This is a genomic window from Pedococcus bigeumensis, assembly GCF_039531795.1.
Lineage (GTDB): Bacteria > Actinomycetota > Actinomycetes > Actinomycetales > Dermatophilaceae > Pedococcus > Pedococcus bigeumensis.
The window spans coordinates 1541144-1558422 of record NZ_BAAAQS010000001.1 but is presented as its reverse complement, the minus strand read 5'-3'; the positions used below and the strand labels follow the sequence as shown (position 1 = coordinate 1558422).

The 17279-nt window shown below is 71.7% G+C and carries 16 protein-coding genes; 5 read left to right on the top strand and 11 right to left on the bottom strand.

Annotated features, from left to right (window positions below; translation table 11 throughout):
- Positions 1-6 precede the first annotated feature (6 nt).
- From ABD262_RS07510 to ABD262_RS07495, 4 genes are all read left to right on the top strand, one after another.
- The gene (locus ABD262_RS07510; RefSeq protein ID WP_344133442.1) at positions 7-1230 is read left to right on the top strand and encodes a phosphoglycerate kinase; all 1224 of its coding nucleotides are present in this window, start codon (positions 7-9) and stop codon (positions 1228-1230) included.
- Positions 1231-1339: 109 nt separating this feature from the next.
- Entirely contained in the window at positions 1340-2149 is an 810-nt protein-coding gene (tpiA, locus tag ABD262_RS07505; protein WP_344133439.1) for a triose-phosphate isomerase, read from the top strand.
- Between the two features lie 74 nt (positions 2150-2223).
- Entirely contained in the window at positions 2224-2469 is a 246-nt protein-coding gene (gene secG / locus ABD262_RS07500; protein ID WP_344133436.1) for a preprotein translocase subunit SecG, read from the top strand.
- A gap of 51 nt (positions 2470-2520) precedes the next feature.
- On the top strand, positions 2521-2871 hold the full coding sequence (locus ABD262_RS07495; RefSeq protein WP_082592485.1) for an RNA polymerase-binding protein RbpA: 351 nt from the start codon (positions 2521-2523) through the stop codon (positions 2869-2871).
- A 125-nt stretch (positions 2872-2996) separates the two neighbouring features.
- On the opposite strand, the gene pgl is transcribed toward ABD262_RS07495, so the two are convergent.
- The 6 genes from pgl to tkt are packed head-to-tail and all read right to left on the bottom strand — an operon-like array spanning position 2997 to position 11443.
- Positions 2997-3731: a 6-phosphogluconolactonase gene (pgl, locus tag ABD262_RS07490; RefSeq protein ID WP_344133431.1), complete on the bottom strand. Its 735-nt coding sequence runs from the start codon at positions 3729-3731 to the stop codon at positions 2997-2999.
- Positions 3728-4924 carry a glucose-6-phosphate dehydrogenase assembly protein OpcA gene (gene opcA, locus ABD262_RS07485; protein WP_344133428.1) on the bottom strand — a complete coding sequence of 399 codons (1197 nt, stop codon included), beginning with the start codon at positions 4922-4924 and terminating at the stop codon, positions 3728-3730. Before opcA ends, pgl begins: the two co-directional genes overlap by 4 nt.
- On the bottom strand, positions 4921-6465 hold the full coding sequence (gene zwf, locus ABD262_RS07480) for a glucose-6-phosphate dehydrogenase (protein WP_344133425.1): 1545 nt from the start codon (positions 6463-6465) through the stop codon (positions 4921-4923). Before zwf ends, opcA begins: the two co-directional genes overlap by 4 nt.
- The gene (locus ABD262_RS07475) at positions 6462-8132 is read right to left on the bottom strand and encodes a glucose-6-phosphate isomerase (RefSeq protein WP_344133422.1); all 1671 of its coding nucleotides are present in this window, start codon (positions 8130-8132) and stop codon (positions 6462-6464) included. Before ABD262_RS07475 ends, zwf begins: the two co-directional genes overlap by 4 nt.
- Complete coding sequence (gene tal, locus ABD262_RS07470; RefSeq protein WP_344133419.1) at positions 8129-9268, bottom strand: transaldolase; 1140 nt, start codon at positions 9266-9268, stop codon at positions 8129-8131. Before tal ends, ABD262_RS07475 begins: the two co-directional genes overlap by 4 nt.
- A gap of 6 nt (positions 9269-9274) precedes the next feature.
- On the bottom strand, positions 9275-11443 hold the full coding sequence (gene tkt, locus ABD262_RS07465) for a transketolase (RefSeq protein WP_344133416.1): 2169 nt from the start codon (positions 11441-11443) through the stop codon (positions 9275-9277).
- Between the two features lie 171 nt (positions 11444-11614).
- On the opposite strand from tkt, the gene ABD262_RS07460 reads away from it, so the two are divergent.
- On the top strand, positions 11615-12565 hold the full coding sequence (locus ABD262_RS07460) for a heme o synthase (RefSeq protein WP_425564810.1): 951 nt from the start codon (positions 11615-11617) through the stop codon (positions 12563-12565).
- Here the strand turns inward: ABD262_RS07460 and ABD262_RS07455 are convergent.
- The 5 genes from ABD262_RS07455 to ABD262_RS07435 form a co-directional block, all read right to left on the bottom strand.
- A complete protein-coding gene (locus ABD262_RS07455; RefSeq protein ID WP_344133413.1) occupies positions 12552-13838 on the bottom strand; it encodes an MFS transporter in 1287 nt (428 codons plus the stop codon). The genes ABD262_RS07460 and ABD262_RS07455 overlap by 14 nt on opposite strands.
- A complete protein-coding gene (locus ABD262_RS07450; protein WP_344133410.1) occupies positions 13835-14416 on the bottom strand; it encodes an ArsR/SmtB family transcription factor in 582 nt (193 codons plus the stop codon). Before ABD262_RS07450 ends, ABD262_RS07455 begins: the two co-directional genes overlap by 4 nt.
- Positions 14417-14468: 52 nt before the next feature.
- Positions 14469-15395: a COX15/CtaA family protein gene (locus tag ABD262_RS07445; protein ID WP_344133407.1), complete on the bottom strand. Its 927-nt coding sequence runs from the start codon at positions 15393-15395 to the stop codon at positions 14469-14471.
- A gap of 235 nt (positions 15396-15630) precedes the next feature.
- On the bottom strand, positions 15631-16404 hold the full coding sequence (locus ABD262_RS07440) for an ABC transporter permease (protein WP_344133405.1): 774 nt from the start codon (positions 16402-16404) through the stop codon (positions 15631-15633).
- A complete protein-coding gene (locus tag ABD262_RS07435; RefSeq protein ID WP_344133403.1) occupies positions 16401-17111 on the bottom strand; it encodes an ABC transporter ATP-binding protein in 711 nt (236 codons plus the stop codon). Before ABD262_RS07435 ends, ABD262_RS07440 begins: the two co-directional genes overlap by 4 nt.
- Positions 17112-17279: the final 168 nt, after the last annotated feature.

Below are 17279 nucleotides of genomic sequence, written 5' to 3'. Positions count from 1 at the left end.
CCCCTGATGCAGACGATCTCCGAGCTGGGCGACCTGCGCGGAAAGCGCGTGCTCGTCCGCTCCGACCTCAACGTGCCCCTCGAGCAGGACGACGCGGGCGGGAGCACGATCACCGACGACGGGCGGATCCGCGCATCGGTGCCCACCATCCGGGCCCTCTCCGAGGCGGGCGCGCGCGTCGTCGTGTGCGCCCACCTCGGCCGCCCCAAGGGCGCACCGGAGGACAAGTACTCCCTCGCCCCCGTCGCCACCCGGCTGGGCGAGCTGCTCGGTCAGGACGTCACCTTCGCCACCGACACCGTGGGCGACAGTGCCCACGCCGCGGTGGAGGCAGCGCAGGACGGCGACGTGGTGCTGCTGGAGAACCTCCGCTTCAACGCGGGCGAGACGGCCAAGACCGACGAGGAGCGGGCCGAGTTCGCGGCGCAGCTCGCCGGCCTGGCCGACGTGTTCGTCTCCGACGGGTTCGGGGTGGTGCACCGCAAGCAGGCCAGCGTCTACGACGTGGCCCGGCTGCTGCCGTCCGCCGTCGGCGGACTGGTCGAGACCGAGGTCGGCGTGCTCAAGCGGCTCACCGAGGACCCGGAGCGCCCGTATGCCGTGGTGCTCGGTGGTGCGAAGGTCTCCGACAAGCTCGGGGTGATCGACAACCTGCTCCAGACCGCCGACCGCCTGCTGATCGGCGGCGGCATGGTCTTCACGTTCCTCGCGGCCAAGGACTACGAGGTGGGCTCGAGCCTGCTCGAGGCCGACCAGGTGGACCAGGTCAAGGGCTACCTCGCGCAGGCCGAGGAGCGTGGCGTCGAGATCGTCCTGCCCGTCGACATCGTCGCCGCGACCGCGTTCTCGGCCGACGCCGACCACGAGGTCGTCCCGGCCGGCGCGATCCCGGCCGACGGGATGGGCCTCGACATCGGACCAGAGTCCGGGGTGCTGTTCGCCAAGAAGCTCGAGGACTGCAGGACCGTCTTCTGGAACGGCCCGATGGGCGCGTTCGAGATGGCCCCGTATGCCGCGGGCACGGCTGCCGTGGCGAAGGCCCTCGTGGAGGTCACCGAGAAGGGAGCGCTCACCGTCATCGGCGGTGGCGACTCCGCGGCCGCGGTCCGCCAGCTGGGGTTCGAGGACGACCAGTTCGGCCACATCTCCACCGGTGGTGGCGCGAGCCTGGAGTACCTCGAGGGCAAGCAGCTGCCCGGCCTGACGGTGCTCGACGAGCCGCGCGCCTGACCCTGCTCCGACCCGCGGCGCCTGACCACCGCGGAGCCAGACCGCCTACCCGTTCGGTGGGCCGGGCGCACCGCCCGGCCCACCGGCATACCCCCAAGGACGACACCCGATGGCAGCAGCCAAGACCTCCGGTCGCACGCCCCTCATGGCCGGCAACTGGAAGATGAACCTCGACCACCTGCAGGCCACCCACCTGGTGCAGAAGCTCGACTGGACCCTGCGCGACGGTCGCCACGACTTCGGCGCGGTGGAGGTGGCAGTGCTCCCGCCGTTCACCGACCTGCGCTCGGTGCAGACCCTCATCGACGGCGACCGGCTCGAGCTGCGCCACGGCGCCCAGGACCTGTCCGCCCATGACAGCGGCGCCTACACCGGTGAGATCTCCGGCGCCTTCCTCGCCAAGCTCGGCTGCACCTACGTGCTGGCCGGCCACAGCGAGCGCCGCGAGTACCACCACGAGACCGACGAGCTGGTCAGCGCCAAGGTGAAGGCTGCCGTCCGGCACGGCCTGACCCCGATCTTCTGTGTGGGAGAGCCGCTCGAGATCCGTCAGGCCGGCACCCACCTCGACCACGTGCTCGGACAGCTCGAGGCCGGCCTGGTCGACATCACGGCGGCCCAGGCGGCCACGATCGTGATCGCCTACGAGCCGGTCTGGGCCATCGGCACCGGTGAGGTCGCGACCCCGCAGGACGCGCAGGAGGTCTGCGCCGCGATCCGCACCAAGCTGGCGGAGCTCTACTCGGGCGACCTGGCCGACGGCGTGCGGGTGCTCTATGGCGGATCGGTCAAGGCCGGCAACGTCGCGGCGATCATGGCACAGGAGGACGTCGACGGAGCCCTCGTCGGTGGCGCGTCGGTCGACCCGGCGGAGTTCGCGTCGATCTGCCGCTACCGCGACCACCTGGCGACCTCCTGAGCGTCGAACAGGTATCCTGACCCCTGCTGCGTTTTTCGCAGCCACAACTGACGTCGACTCGAGATGGGTGCTCCGTGGAAGCCGTACGCATTGGCCTGCAGGTCCTGCTGGTCATCGGTGGTCTGTTCCTGACGCTGCTGGTCCTGCTCCACAAGGGCAAGGGCGGCGGCCTGTCCGACATGTTCGGTGGTGGCATGTCCACCTCGCTGGGCTCCTCGTCGGTCGCAGAACGCAACCTCGACCGGTTCACCGTCGCGGTGGGCATCATCTGGTTCGCGTGCATCGTGGGGATCGGTCTGATCGACCGGTTCTCCGCCTGACGCGGCCAGCACCAGACCCTCACTTCCCTGACCAGATAGGACCATTCGCACATGGCCGGTGGCAACGCAATCCGAGGTAGCCGAGTCGGCGCAGGCCCGATGGGCGAGGCCGAGCGCGGCGAGGCGGCCCCCCGGGTCTTCATCTCCTACTGGTGCGCCAACGGGCACCAGACGCGCCCCTCGTTCGCCGAGGAGCCGGGCCTGGCCGTCCCCGAGACCTGGGACTGCCCGCGCTGTGGCTTTCCGGCCGGGCAGGACGAGGCCAACCCGCCGGCCCCGCCGAAGGTGGAGCCCTACAAGACCCACCTGGCCTACGTGAAGGAGCGTCGCTCCGACGCCGACGGCAAGGCCATCCTCGACGAGGCGCTGGCCACGCTGCGGGAGCGCAAGCTCATCCAGTAGCCGCCGGTGCGCGGCGCCCGTGCACCATGCAGCGACTCGCAGGGCTGGCCGCGACAGGCAGACCGCACCGCGACAGACAGAGGGCCGCCCCCGGAAACCCAGGGGCGCCCCTCTGTCCGTCGCGGTCAGCCGGGCAGCTCGGCGGCGGAGTCCGCGTCGACGAGCCAGATCGTCTCGCGGATGCCGCGGACCTGGGCGGCGCTGGACAGCTCGGGACCGGCACCTTCCACGCCTTGGCGGACGGCTTGCGCCTTGTCCGCGCCCGCGACGAGGAACCAGACCCGGTCGGACCGGCTCAGGCACTCGAAGGTGAGGGACACGCGGTCCGGTGGCGGCTTGGGGGAGTCGTGCACGGCCACGGCGATCGCGTCGGTCGTCAGCTGCGCGGGGTGTCCGGGGAAGAGGGAGGCGACGTGGCCATCGGGCCCGACGCCGAGGATCATGACGTCGAACTCGCCCCCACCACTGCCGCGCAGTGCTGCTGCGTAGCGCTCGGCGCTGTCCTCGGCAGAGTCGCTGGCATCCGGACCCGCGACCCGGTGGACGTTGTCCTGGTCGAGCCCGAGGCGGTCGAGACCCGCGGCGTCGTTCTGGGTGTCGTTGCGGTCGGCGTCGCCGGCGGGCAGGTAACGCTCGTCTCCCCACCACACCGAGACCTTCGACCAGTCGACCGCCGTGTGGGCCGGCACCTGGAGGATCGAGGCGATGATCGCCGAGCCGAGGGAGCCCCCGGTCAGCGACACGTGGGGAGACCGTCCGGCAGCCTGCAGGTCGAGCAGCGTCGTGACCAGGCGGGCCGCGCCTGCGTCGGCCACCGACTGCTTGTCCGGGTGCACCACGACGAGCGGGGCCGCACTCATGCCTTGCTCCCCTTGGTCGATGGGGCCGGCTTCCCGGCCCGTTTCGCGGCCGCCTTGGCCTTCTCGGTGGCGCCGGTCGACTTCGTCTTGGCCAGCTTGCGGGCGGCCGCCTTCTTCACGACCGCGGTGTCGGCCTGGGGGGCGGGGGGCGGCGTCTGCACCATCTCGGCGCTGCTGGCCTTCGAGGTGCTCCGCGCGATGCGCCGGGACTCGCGTTCGGCCTCCTGGACCGACGGCGCATCACCGTCGCGGACCGCCTCGGTGGCGGTCACCGTCTTCGTGCCCACCCTGGCCAGCCCGCTGCGGATGGTCTCCTCGTAGATCTCGTCGGGGTCGAGCCGGCGCAGCTCGTCGGCCAGGCACTCCGCGGTCGCGCGGCGCGCCAGGGAGATCCGGCGGACCGGCTGGCCCGGCTGGCTGAGCGTCGCGATGGCGCCGTCCGGGCGGACCAGGTCGATGGCACCGCTGCGGCGTTCGAGCCGGACGCTGACCATGCCGGTGCCGGTGCGCGACCGGGCGCGGCGCACGGGGCACCGCAGGGTCTGGGCGAGCCAGGCCGCCAGCAGGTCTGTCGACGGAGAGTCGGACCCACCGGTGACGGTCGCCTCGGTGACCGGCTCGAAGGGCGGCTGGTCGAGGGCAGCGGCCAGCAGCCCCCGCCACAACGTCACTCGCGTCCAGGCCAGGTCCGTGTCACCACGGGTGTAGGCCTCGGCACGCGCCTTGAGCGTCGCGCGCGGGCTCTTCGACTCAGCGGCGTCGGTGATGCGGCGCTGGGCCATCGAGCCGATCGGGTCCTGCGCGACGTGCGTGGGAGCGTCGGTGGGCCACCACGCGACGACGGGGGAGTCGGGCAGCAGGAGCGGGATGACGACGCTGCGTCCGTGGTCGGTCAGTGCGCCGTAGAGCCGCAGCACGACGACCTCGCTCGCGCCGGCGTCGCCGCCGACCCTGATCTGCGCGTCGATCCGCGACTGGCCACGCTTGTTCCCGATGACGACGGCGATGATGCGGCACGGGTGCTGCCGGCTCGCGTCGTTGGCCGCCTGGATCGCTTCCTCGGCGTCCTGCTCGTCGACGACGATCAGGAGGGTCAGGACCCGGCCGAGGGCCATCGCCCCGGTGTCCTGTCGGAGCGCGACCAGCTTCTTGCTGATCGCCACGGTCGTGGTGCTGGGCAGGTCGACGATCAAGGCATCCTCCAGACGCGTCCGTCGCGGCGCATCATCTCGTCGGCGCCGGCCGGTCCCCAGCCGCCTGACATGTAGGGCTCGATCTTCGCGCGTGACTTGGACCAGTACTCCTCGACCGGGTCGAGGATCTCCCAGGAGAGCTCGACCTCCTCGTGCCGGGGGAACAGTGGCGGGTCGCCCAGCAGCACGTCGAGGATGAGCCGCTCGTAGGCCTCGGGGCTCGACTCGGTGAAGGCGCGGCCATAGCCGAAGTCCATGGTCACGTCGCGCACCTCCATCTGCGCGCCCGGCACCTTGGCGCCGAAGCGCATGGTGATGCCCTCGTCGGGCTGCACCCGGATGACGATGGCGTTCTGCCCGAGCTCCTCGGTGGCGGTGTCGGCGAACGGCAGGTGGGGCGCCTTCTTGAACACCACGGCGATCTCGGTGACCCGCTTGCCCAGCCGCTTGCCGGTGCGCAGGTAGAACGGAACGCCTGCCCAGCGGCGCGAGTCGATCTCCAGCTTCATCGCGGCATACGTCTCGGTGCGTGACCCCTGGGCCACGCCCTCCTCGTCGAGGTAGCCGCCGACCTGCTCGCCGCCCTGCCAGCCGGGGGCGTACTGACCGCGTGCCGTGGACTTGCCGAGGTCCTTGGGGTGTCGCACCGCCGAGAGGACCTTCTCCTTCTCGGAGCGCAGGTGCTCGGCCGCGAACGAGACCGGCTCCTCCATCGCGGTGAGGGCGAGGAGCTGGAGCAGGTGGTTCTGGATGACGTCGCGGGCGGCGCCGATGCCGTCGTAGTAGCCGGCGCGACCCCCGATGCCGATGTCCTCGGCCATGGTGATCTGCACGTGGTCGACGTAGTTGGCGTTCCAGACCGGCTCGAACATCTGGTTGGCGAAGCGCAGCGCCAACAGGTTCTGGACCGTCTCCTTGCCGAGGTAGTGGTCGATCCGGAAGACGGCGTCAGGCGGGAAGACCCCCTCGACGATGTCATTGAGCTCCCGGGCGCTCTTGAGGTCGTGGCCGAACGGCTTCTCGATGACCACGCGACGCCAGGCGTCGGCCTCGGGCTTGCTCAGCCCGGAGCGCTCGAGCTGCTCGCAGACCACCGAGAACGAGGACGGCGGGATCGAGAGGTAGAAGGCGAGGTTGCCGCCGGTCCCGCGCTCGGCCTCGAGGTTCTTGACGGTCGCAGCGAGCAGGTCGAACGACGTCGGGTCGTCGAACGTGCCTGGTACGAAACGGAATCCCTCGGCCAGGTTGCGCCAGACGCTTTCCCTGAAAGGGGTCCGCGCATACTGCTTGACCGCCTCGTAGACGATCTTGCCGAAGTCCTGGTCGGCCCAGTCGCGTCGGGCGAACCCGACCAGCGAGAAGCCCGGGGGCAGGAGCCCACGGTTGGCCAGGTCGTAGATCGCCGGCATCAGCTTCTTGCGCGCCAGGTCGCCGGTCACCCCGAACAGCACCAGCCCGCAGGGGCCGGCGATGCGGGGGAGCCGCTTGTCACGAGGGTCGCGGAGGGGGTTGCTGTCCTGCGTCACCCGCGTCGGGCTCATGCGTCGCCTTCCGTGGGGGACAGGTCGGTCAGCGCGCGGGTGACCTGTGCCAGCCCGGCGTCGTGGTCGGTCAGGTGCAGCTGCAGCACCGGGCGCTGGTGCTCGGCCAGCACCTGCGCGTCGCCGGCGGCCTGCGAGGCGATGAAGTCACCGAAGGTGAACTCCCGCCCCGGGATCGCGAGGTCCTCGTGGGGCGCCGTCGTGATCTGCAGGTAGACACCGGTGGCCGGACCGCCCTTGTGGAACTGTCCGGTCGAGTGCAGGAACCGCGGCCCCCAGCCGAAGGTGGTGGGACGCTCGGTATGCCGCGCCAGCCCGGGGCGCACGTCAGCGAGGGGTGCGTCGGTGATCCGGTCGAGGTAGGCCATCACGGACACGTAGCCGCGCTCGGGGTCTAGCTGTGCGAGCAGGGCTCCCAGTGCGTCGGACACGGTGCTCGCGTCGCCGAGCCAGTCGCCACCCAGCGAGCGGATCTCGACCGCGCCGTCGGTGGCCGCAGGCGCTTCGGAGTCGCCGACTCCCTTGTCCAGCAACGCACGAGCGGCCTTCTTGGCGCTCTCGACGTCGGGCTGGTCGAACGGGTTGATGCCGAGGAGGCGACCGGCTGCTGCCGTGGCCACCTCCCAGAGGAGCAGCTGGGCGCCGAGGGAGCCGCTGACGGCGACCTCGGACCGGCTGCCGTCGGCCGTGCCGTCGGGTGCGGCACCCAGGGCGTCGAGGTCGTCGTCGGAGTCGCCGACCAGGCGCGCGATCGTCACGTCGGGGGCGGGCCAGCGCACCTCGGGGTCGGAGTCGCCGCCCACCACGACCGGCAGGATTCCGGTGCCCTGCTTGCCGGTGCTCTCGGCGATGAGCTGCTCGGCCCAGTCGGCGAACCCGACGATCCCGGACCCGTCGTCGACGATGACGAACTTGTCGCGCAACGGGTCGGTCCCGGCCATCGCCGCGCCGAGGCGCAGGCCGGGGTTGCCGTCGTCGTCGGCGCTCAGCACATCGGCCACGGCCTCGGCGTCGTCGAGCAGCGCCTCGAGGTCTGCCCCGGCGAGGCCCGAGGGCACCAGCCCGAAGGCCGTCAGGGCCGAGTAGCGCCCGCCGACGTTGGGGTCGGCGTTGATGACGCGGTAGCCGTCGGCGCGGGACTGCTCGTCGAGCGGGCTGCCCGGGTCGGTGACGATGACGATCCTGGCCGTGGGGTCGATGCCGGCCTCGGCGAAGGCGGCCTGGAAGGCGCGTCGCTGCGAGTCGGTCTCCACGGTGGAGCCGGACTTGCTCGAGACGACGACCACGGTGCGGTCGAGGTCGGTGATGGCGGCCCGCACCATGTCGGGCTGCGAGGAGTCGAGCACCACGAGGTCCACTCCGGCGGTGCCACAGATGACCTCCGGCGCCAACGACGAGCCACCCATGCCGCAGAGCACGACCCGGTCGACTCCGTCGCCCTTGAGCTGCTCACGCAGCGCCGCGATCTCGCCGAGCAGAGGCCGCGACGAGCGGGGCAGGTTGACCCAGGAGAGCCGGATGGCCGACTCGGACTCGGCGTCCGGACCCCACAACGTGGCGTCCTGGGCGAAGAGCTTGCTGGCGAACGTGGCCTCGACGAGGTCGGCGACCTTGCCGGCGATGGCATCGGCCGCCGCGCCCGATGCCACCACGCCGAGTGAGCTCACTTGTCGCCAGCCTCGGAGACGTCGGCGCGGGCCAGGTCGAGGTCCGACTGGGCTTCGTCGAGCAGCTCGCCCCAGGCGGTCGCGAACTTGTCGACGCCCTCTCGCTCGAGCTGGGCCGTGACGTCGGCGTAGGAGATGCCCAGGCCCTCGAGCGCGTCGAGCACGCCGCCGGCCTCCTCGTAGGTGCCGGAGATGGTGTCACCGGTGACCTCACCGTGGTCGGCGACGGCCTCCAGCGTCTTCTCGGGCATCGTGTTGACGGTGTTCGGGGCGACCAGCTCGGTGACGTAGAGCGTGTCGGAGTAGTTCGGGTCCTTGACCCCGGTGGAGGCCCACAGGGGACGCTGCGCGTTGGCGCCGTCGTCCGCGAGGTTCTTCCAGCGCGGCGTCGCGAAGACCTCCTCGAAGGCCTGGTAGGCGAGCCGCGCGTTGGCCACGGCCGCCTTGCCCTTGAGCCCCCTGGCCTCGTCGGTGCCGATCGCGTCGAGCCGCTTGTCGACCTCGGTGTCCACGCGCGAGACGAAGAACGAGGCGACGGAGTGGATCTTGGACAGGTCCTTGCCGCCCTCGCGGGCCTGCTCGAGCCCGGTGAGGAACGCGTTCATCACCCCGCGGTAGCGGTCGAGCGAGAAGATCAGCGTGACGTTGACGCTGATGCCCTCGGCCAGGACCTGGGAGATGGCGGGAAGCCCCTCGACGGTGGCGGGGATCTTGATGAGGACGTTGTCGCGACCGACGGCGGCAGCGAGCTCCTTGGCCTGGGCCACCGTCTTGCCGGTCTCGTGGGCCAGTCGCGGGTCGACCTCGATCGAGACCCGGCCGTCGACACCGTTCGTGGCGTCGAAGACGGGCTTGAGGATGTCGCACGCGGTGCGGACGTCCTGGGTGGTGAGCCCGAACACCGTCTCGTCGACCGTCTTGCCGTCAGCGGCGAACTGGCGCAGGTCGGCGTCGTAGCGGTCGCCCTTGGCGAGGGCGGCCTGGAAGATCGACGGGTTGGTGGTCACGCCCACGACACCCTTGGTGTCGATGAGCTCCTGGAGGTTGCCGGTCTCGATCCGGTCGCGTGACAGGTCGTCGAGCCAGATGGAGACGCCGTTGTCGGCGAGGGCCTTGAGGGCCGTGTTGTCAGTCATGGCAGTTCACTTTCCCTTGACGGTCTTGAGGGACTTCTTTGCGGCGGCGACGACGGCCGCTGCGGTGAATCCGAACTCGCGGAACAGGGTGGCGGCGTCGGCGGACGCGCCGAAGTGGTCGATCGCGATGATCTCGCCGGCGTCGCCGACGATGTCTCGCCAGCCCTGGGGCACCCCGGCCTCGATCGAGACCCGGGCCTTGACCGCGGCGGGCAGCACCTTCTCCCGGTACCCGGGGGTCTGCTCGTCAAACCACTCACGGCACGGCATCGAGACCACGCGGGTCGCGATGCCCGCCTTCTCGAGCGTCTCGCGCGCCTCGACGGCGAGCTGCACCTCGGAGCCGGTGGCCACGAGGATGACGTCGGGCGTCGCCTTGCTGGAGTCGTAGAGGACGTACGCGCCCTTGGCGACACCGCTGACCTTGCCTGCGCCGTTGGCGCCGGAGCGGTCGACGATGGGCAGGTTCTGGCGGCTGAGCGCCAGGCCGGCCGGCCGCCGGTTGCGCAGGATGGCCAGCCAGGCCGCCCCGGTCTCGTTGGCATCGGCCGGCCGGACCACGTCGAACGACGGGATCGCCCGCAGTGCGGCGAGGTGCTCGATCGGCTGGTGCGTCGGCCCGTCCTCGCCGAGGCCGATGGAGTCGTGCGTCCACACGAACGTCACCGGCGCCTGCTGGATGGCGGCGAGGCGCACGGCCGGGCGCATGTAGTCGGAGAACACGAGGAACGTGCCGCCGTAGGGGCGGGTCAGCCCCTCGAGCGCGATGCCGTTGAGGATCAGGCCCATCCCGAACTCGCGGATGCCGAAGTGGAGGGTGCGACCGTAGGGACCGCCCGACCACTCGCGGGTCTGCTTGGACTTCGGGATGAAGGAGGGCTCGCCCTCCATGGTCGTGTTGTTGGACTCGGCGAGGTCGGCCGAGCCGCCCCACAGCTCCGGGGCGACGTCGGCGAGGGCGCCGAGCACCTTGCCCGAGGCCGCGCGGGTCGCGATGCCCTTGGCGTCCGCGGCGAAGGTCGGCACGGCCTTGTCGAGCCCATCGGGGAGCTTCCCGGCGACGAGCCGGTCGAGCAGCGCGGCGCGCTCCGGCTGGGCCTTGCGCCACGCGGCATACGTCTTGTCCCAGGCCTTGTGGGCGGCCTTGCCCCGCGCCACGACCTTGCGGGTGTGGGAGAGCAGCGTCCGCGGGACCTCGAAGGTCTTCGCGGGGTCGAAGCCGAGGAGCTCCTTGGTGGCCTCGATCTCGGCGTCGCCCAGGGCCGAGCCGTGCGACTTGCCGGTGTCCTGCTTGGTGGGTGCGGGCCAGGCGATGATCGTGCGGAGGACCACGAAGGTGGGCTTGCGTGAGCTCCGGCTCTTGTCGAGGGCGGCCAGCAGCTGGTCCACGTTCTCGACGTAGCCACCGCTCGTGCCGTCGCCGCGCCAGTCGATGGTGACGACGTTCCACCCGTAGGCCTCGTAGCGCTTGGCCACGTCCTCGGAGAACGAGATCTCGGTCTTGTCCTCGATCGAGATGGTGTTCTGGTCGTAGATGACCGTGAGGTTGCCCAGCTCCTGGTGACCGGCCAGCGCGGAGGCCTCGTGCGAGACACCTTCCATGATGTCGCCATCCGAGGCGAGCACCCAGATGTGGTGGTCGAACGGGCTGGTGCCCGGCTTGGCGTCGGGGTCGAACAGGCCGCGCTGGCGCCGCTGGGCCATCGCCATGCCGACCGCGGAGGCCAGACCCGAGCCCAGTGGACCGGTGGTGATCTCGACGCCGTTGGTGTGGTGGACCTCGGGGTGCCCCGGGGTCAGCGAGCCCCACGTACGCAGCGCCTTGAGGTCGTCGAGCTCGAGGCCGTAGCCGGACAGGTAGAGCTGGATGTACTGGGTGAGGCTCGAGTGGCCGCAGGACAGCACGAACCGGTCGCGACCCAGCCAGTGGGAGTCGGAGGGGTCGTGACGCATGACGTTCTGGTAGAGCAGGTATGCCGCGGGAGCCAGGCTCATCGCCGTGCCGGGGTGGCCGTTGCCGACCTTCTGCACGGCGTCGGCGGCGAGCACCCGGACGGTGTCCACGGCGCGGACGTCGAGGTCGGTCCAACCGGCCTTGCGCGCCACCGGCGGACGCAGCGAGGTGCTGCGTTTCCGCGCTGGCGTTGACTTGGCGGAGCGGGTCGTGGTGGGCACGGATGGATCTCCTCACACTGAGCTGAACAGGCGTCGCACGGCAACGCTCCGAGACTAGTCCCGAGGGTGACCGGCGTCGCATCCAGTCCCGTCCACCAGACGGGTCGCGGCCGGGGATAGACTGGCCGCCGCTCCATCCCGCCCGCCCCAGCACCACCCGTGAAGGACGCCGTGACCGCACTCGATCCGTCTGCCCGGATCTCCGCGTCCCCGACCCCCGGGAGCCGTAGCAGGGCCGCGGCATACCTCGCCCTCACCAAGCCCAGGATCATCGAGCTGCTGCTCGTGACGACGATCCCGGTGATGTTCTTGGCGCACAAGGGGATTCCGTCGCTCTGGCTGATCGTGGCGACGCTGGTCGGTGGCGCGCTGAGCGCCGGCGCGGCCAACACGTTCAACTGTGTCTACGACCGTGACATCGACGCCGAGATGCACCGCACGAGCAACCGGCCGATGGTCACCGGTGAGATCAGCCCGCGCGCGGGTCTCGTCTTCGGGGTCGTCCTGACGGTGGCCTCGACGGTGTGGTTCGCGGTGTTCACCAACTGGCTCTCCGCGGCCCTCTCGCTCGGGGCGATCGTCATGTACGCCGTGGGCTACACCATGATCCTGAAGCGCCGCACCGCGCAGAACATCGTGTGGGGTGGCGCCGCCGGGTGCATGCCCGTCCTCATCGGCTGGTCCGCGGTCACCGACTCGCTGTCCTGGTCGGCCGTCATGCTCTTCCTCGTGATCTTCTTCTGGACGCCGCCGCACTACTGGCCGCTGTCGATGAAGTTCAAGGACGACTACGCGGCAGCCCACGTGCCGATGCTGCCGGTGGTCGAGGAGTTCGTCGTCGTCGCACGACAGATCGTGGCCTACTCCTGGGCGATGGTGATCGCCTCACTGGCGCTGGTCTGGGTCAACCCGATGGGCTGGGTCTACCTCGGCACGGCCGTCGTCACCGGCGGGCTGTTCCTCGCCGAGGCCCACCGCCTCCACCGGGCCGCGCGCACCGGTGCCGGCCCCAAGGTGCTGCGGCCGATGCGCCTGTTCCACTTCTCCATCACCTACGTCGGGATCCTGTTCCTGGGGGTCGCGATCGACCCCCTGGTCTACCTGCCCGTCATCTCGCGCTGACCCCGGCGTCCGCCGCCACGGGCATGTCCCGCAGTCCGCGCAGCGGGCTCCAGAACATCGACATGCACGCCACCACGTGGATGGCCGCCATCACCGCGATCGTGGGTCGCAGGCCGAGGGTGCTGCCCATCGCGCCGGCCGCGATGCCGGCCAGCGGCATGGTCCCGAGGTTGACCACCTGGGCCGTCGTGACCTGCCTGGCGACCATGTGCTCGGGGACGTAGCGGTTGCGCCATGCGCCCCGCACGACGTTGCCGGCGACGACCCCGGTTCCCACCAGGAGCATGCCCGCCACCATGGCGACCAGCCCGCCGCCCGGTGCCCCGAGCGGCACCAGCAGGGCCGGCGGTCCGGCCAGGACCTGGAGGGCGAGCAGGGCGCGGGCCGACCCGAGCCACTGCGACACCCGGGTGGCGATGGTCGCCCCGATGACGCCGCCCAGTGAGCCCACGGCCATCACGAGCCCGACCCCGCCGGAGCCGAGGTGCACCTCCCGGACCAGGAACAGGACGAGGAGGGCGGCGTAGCCGGTCAGGCCGAAGTTGCTGAGGCCACCCAGCACCGTGAAGAAGCGCAGGATCCGGTCGTGCCGGATGTAGTCGACCCCCTCCCGGATCCGCTGGCCCAGGGAGGCCGGCTCGGCACCCTCGGCCGGCTGCGGGTCTGCGTCGGGGAGCTTCAGCCGCCACAGGCAGACCGCGGACACGAGGAAGCTGACCGCGTCGACGAGCAGCCCTCCGGCCGCCGAGACCGCCTGCGCGAGCAGCCCGCCGACGCCGGGCCCCGCGACCTGCATGGCCGACTCGGTGCCGAACAACAGCGCGAAGGCCGGCTCCTGCTGCTCGCGCGGAGCCACCTGGCGCACGAGCGCGGGGTAGGCCGCGCGGAAGAACACGGTGCACACGCCGTTGCAGAACGCGGCGACCGCGAGGTGGGGGAGGGTGAGGACGTCCAGGAGCCAGGCGACCGGCACGCTCGCGAAGGTCAGGGCGGCAGCCAGGTCGCTCACGACCATGACGCGGCGAGCCGGGAGGCGGTCGACCCAGGCCCCGGCAGGCAGCCCGATGAGCAGCCACGGTACCCAGGCTGCGGCCGTGAGGGCGCCCATCCAGCCGGCGCCGGCGTCGAAGCCGACCACGGCGAGGAGCGGGAGCAGCACCGACGTGGTGGCGTTGCCGAGAACGCTGACGCCCTCGCCGAACCAGAGCAGGCCGAAGTTCCGGTTGCGGGCCAGTGGGGGAGGCGGGGCAACCGGTGCGGTGTGGGCGGTCATGGCTGGGCCGGGAACCCTCGGGCGAAGACCAGCACGGGCTCGCGTTCCACGCCGTCGTCCGGCACCGGTCGGCTGGACCAGCGCATCAGCACGTCGACGACCTCGTTGGCCAGGTCGGTGAGCTCGTCCGGCGAGAGCCGCAGCCAGTTCTGGGTGGCGAACGCGGCCGCGTCCCACTCCGGGACCGACGACGCGTTCGCATTCCACTCCTGGGTGCGCTCGAACTGCCGTTGGAGGGCGAGCGCCTCCGCCGCGTAGGCCGCGGTGACCGCCGCGGTGTCGTCGGCGAAGTCGGCTCGCGACCACCTGGTGCCGGCGTCGACGAGGCGCCACCAGCGTTCGCGGCGGTCCTTGGCAAGCTCGGGGGCCTCCTCCACCAGCCCGGCCTCGTGCAGCACCTTGAGGTGGTGGCTCGCGCTGCCGACCGCCTGGCCGGTGCGCGCGGCGAGGGCGGAGGCGGTGGACGGGCCGTCCACCTTGAGGGCGTCCATCATCCTGGAGCGGAACGGGTTGGCCATCGCGGAGAGGGCCTTGGCGTCGGTGACGGTGCGGATGCCGGGTCGTCGGGCGGGCTCCATGTGCACAAGGCTAGTTGTACAAATCGAGTTGCACAAGAGGGCTTGTTGAAATTCAGGGAGTGGTGCGCAGCCGCACCATGGCGCGCGTCAGCGCGACGACGAGCAGGGTGGCGAGCAGCATGTGCACCAGCACGACGACCCACGGCAGGCCGGTGAGGTACTGCGTGTAGCCCACGACGCCTTGCGCGAGGGTCACGACCAGCACCGCCGCCCAGGCCCGGCCGGGGAGGGTCGCCTCGGTCGTGACCCGGCTGGCGACCCAGACCGCGACCACGAGCCCCAGGAAGAGCATCACGGCGTCGGCGTGCAGCCACGAGATGGTGCGCGGGTCGAAGCCGAACCTGGCCGGTTCGTCGGCGTCGCCCGAGTGCGGGCCCGAACCGGTGACCACCGTGCCGAGCAGCAGGACGACGGCGGCCACCGCGCAGGTGGCCCAGCCCAGACGCTCGACGAGGGGGTGCACGGCCAGCGGCCGCGGACCGGCCGGCTCGGGGGCGCGGAAGACCAGGTAGGCCGCCGTGGCGACGAGGCACATCGACACCAGGAAGTGCGCCGCCACGGTGACCGGGTTGAGCCCGGTGCGGACCGTGATGCCCCCGAGCACTGCCTGCACTCCCACTCCGACGAGCACGCCGACGGCGGGGACGAGCAGGTCGCGGCGGCCGGCGGCCCAGCGCCACACCGCATACACGGTCGCGATGGCGGCGATGCTCACCACGCTGGTGAGGGTGCGGTTGCCGAACTCGATGTAGCGGTGCCAGCCCTCGGCCTGGTGGGGGACCGGGGTGTAGGACCCGGGCACGCACTCCGGCCAGCTGGGGCACCCGAGCCCGCTGCCGGTCAGCCTGACCAGTCCACCGGTCACGACGATGAGGACCTCGACGACCAGGTTGGCCAGCAGGACCCTCGGCAGCCAGACGGCGCCGGTGGTGGGCTCTGCGACGGCGGCGGCTGACGTCGGGACGGGTGCTGCGGTCACGCCACGAGGGTACGGCTCAGGGTGGACCCTGACGCGGTTGGGGGAGTCCCCTCATGGTGCAGGCGCCGGCGGGCTGGCTGACTTGACCCATGGTGACGAACACGTGGCGAGTGGGGGTCGCGGTCGGCTACGCGGCGTTGTTCGCGGTCGCGGCGCTGACGGCCCGGCCCGGCTGGCTCGTGACCGGCCTGGCCGTCGCGGCGACCGCCTGCTGGGCCAGTGCCCGGGAGCCGGGTCAGTCGCCCCAGCGGAAGAAGCGGCGGGCGAGCAGCGTCGCCCCGACTGCCCAGCCGAGCAGGACGAGCCACGCCCCCGGTGCGGCCTGGCCGTCGACCAGGGCCGCCCGCAGGCTGTCGCCGAGGGCCGCCGACGGCAGCACGGTCAGGACGGCCGCGAACCCGTCGGGCAGCTCGGTGCCGGCGACGACCACTCCGCCCAGACCGAGGAGGGCGACCCAGACCAGGTTGGCGACGGCGAGCACGCCCTCGGCGCGCAGGGTGCCACCCAGCAGCAGGGCCAGGGCCGTGAAGGCCCACGTCCCGAGGACGAGGGCGACGACGGCAGCGGGTATGCCGCGCAGCGCCGGCTCCCAGCCGAGCACCGCCCCGAGCGCGCCGATCAGCGCGACCTGCACCGCGATGACCGCCAACACCGCCACCGCCTTGGCCAGCACCAGTCCCGTGCGGCCCAGCGGCGTGACACCGAGCAGCCGCAGGACGCCGTAGCGACGGTCGAACCCGGTCGAGATGGCCTGTCCGGTGAACGCCGACGAGATGACGCAGAGGGCCAGGACCCCGGGCACCGCGAGGTCGACGCGACGCCCGTCGCCCAGCGAGATCGACCTCGCGTGCACCAGGCCCACCAGGACGGCAGCGGGGAGCAGGACGGCGACGAGGAGCTGTTCGCCGTTGCGCAGCAGGGTCGTCGCCTCGAACCGGGCCTGGGCGAGCACGCGGGCCGCGGGGGACGCCGGGCCCGCCGAGGGCGCGGCTGGGTCGACGGTCGTCATGCGACGGACCCGCGGGTGAGTGCGAAGTAGCGGTCCTCGAGCCGGGCGCCGCCGGTGACCTCGGCGAGGGAGCCCTCGGCCACGACCGCACCCCCCGCCACGACGACGATGTGGTCGGCCAGTCGCTCGGCCTCCTCGAACGAGTGGGTGGTCAGCACGACCGCGATCCCGTCGTCGGCCAGCGACCGCACCAGCTCCCAGACGTCGAGCCGCGCGTGCGGGTCGAGACCGGCGCTGGGCTCGTCGAGGAAGGCCACCTCGGGTCGACCCACCAGGGCGGCCGCGAGCGCCACCCGTTGGCGCTGGCCGCCGGACAACCGCCGCACCGTCGTGTCGGCGAACCGGTCGATCCCGAGCCGCTGCACGAGCGGGTCGAGGGGCGCGGGGGCGGCATACATCGCGCTGAGGTGGCGCAACAGGCGGAGGGGACGCGCGGACGCGGGGAGGCCACCGTCCTGGAGCATCACGCCGACCCGGGCGCGGTGCTCCGGGGAGGCGTTCCAGGGATCGGTGCCCAGGACCCGCACCTCGCCACCGTCCGGGCGCCGCAGTCCCTCGCAGCACTCGACCATCGTCGTCTTGCCGGCGCCGTTGGGCCCGAGGACGGCGGTGACCTCACCGGCCGAGGCCTGCCACGTGGCGCCGTCGAGGGCGACCACACCGCCGTAGCGCTTGACGAGACCGGAGACGAGGACGGCGGGTGGCACGCACTGAGTGTAGGTCGCTGCCGGGGCCCCTCCGCCCGCGGGCCCGGGGGCCTCAGACGGACCGGCGTAGTGGCAGGTATGGGCGACTTCCCCATGTCACCGGGTACCTCAGGGGCGAACCGTGGAGCCATCCGCACGACCCGACCAGAGCCGCACGAAGGAGCAGCG

Bases quoted from the DNA above. Each gene is read 5' to 3' on its own strand.
- pgl (WP_344133431.1), bottom strand. From the start codon at position 3,731: ATGAGTGCGGCCCCGCTCGTCGTGGTGCACCCGGACAAGCAGTCGGTG.
- ABD262_RS07455 (WP_344133413.1), bottom strand. From the start codon at position 13,838: ATGACCGCCCACACCGCACCGGTTGCCCCGCCTCCCCCACTGGCCCGC.
- ABD262_RS07495 (WP_082592485.1), top strand. From the start codon at position 2,521: ATGGCCGGTGGCAACGCAATCCGAGGTAGCCGAGTCGGCGCAGGCCCG.
- tal (WP_344133419.1), bottom strand. From the start codon at position 9,268: ATGACTGACAACACGGCCCTCAAGGCCCTCGCCGACAACGGCGTCTCC.
- zwf (WP_344133425.1), bottom strand. From the start codon at position 6,465: ATGAGCCCGACGCGGGTGACGCAGGACAGCAACCCCCTCCGCGACCCT.
- tpiA (WP_344133439.1), top strand. From the start codon at position 1,340: ATGGCAGCAGCCAAGACCTCCGGTCGCACGCCCCTCATGGCCGGCAAC.
- ABD262_RS07450 (WP_344133410.1), bottom strand. From the start codon at position 14,416: ATGGAGCCCGCCCGACGACCCGGCATCCGCACCGTCACCGACGCCAAG.
- ABD262_RS07440 (WP_344133405.1), bottom strand. From the start codon at position 16,404: ATGACGACCGTCGACCCAGCCGCGCCCTCGGCGGGCCCGGCGTCCCCC.
- ABD262_RS07510 (WP_344133442.1), top strand. From the start codon at position 7: ATGCAGACGATCTCCGAGCTGGGCGACCTGCGCGGAAAGCGCGTGCTC.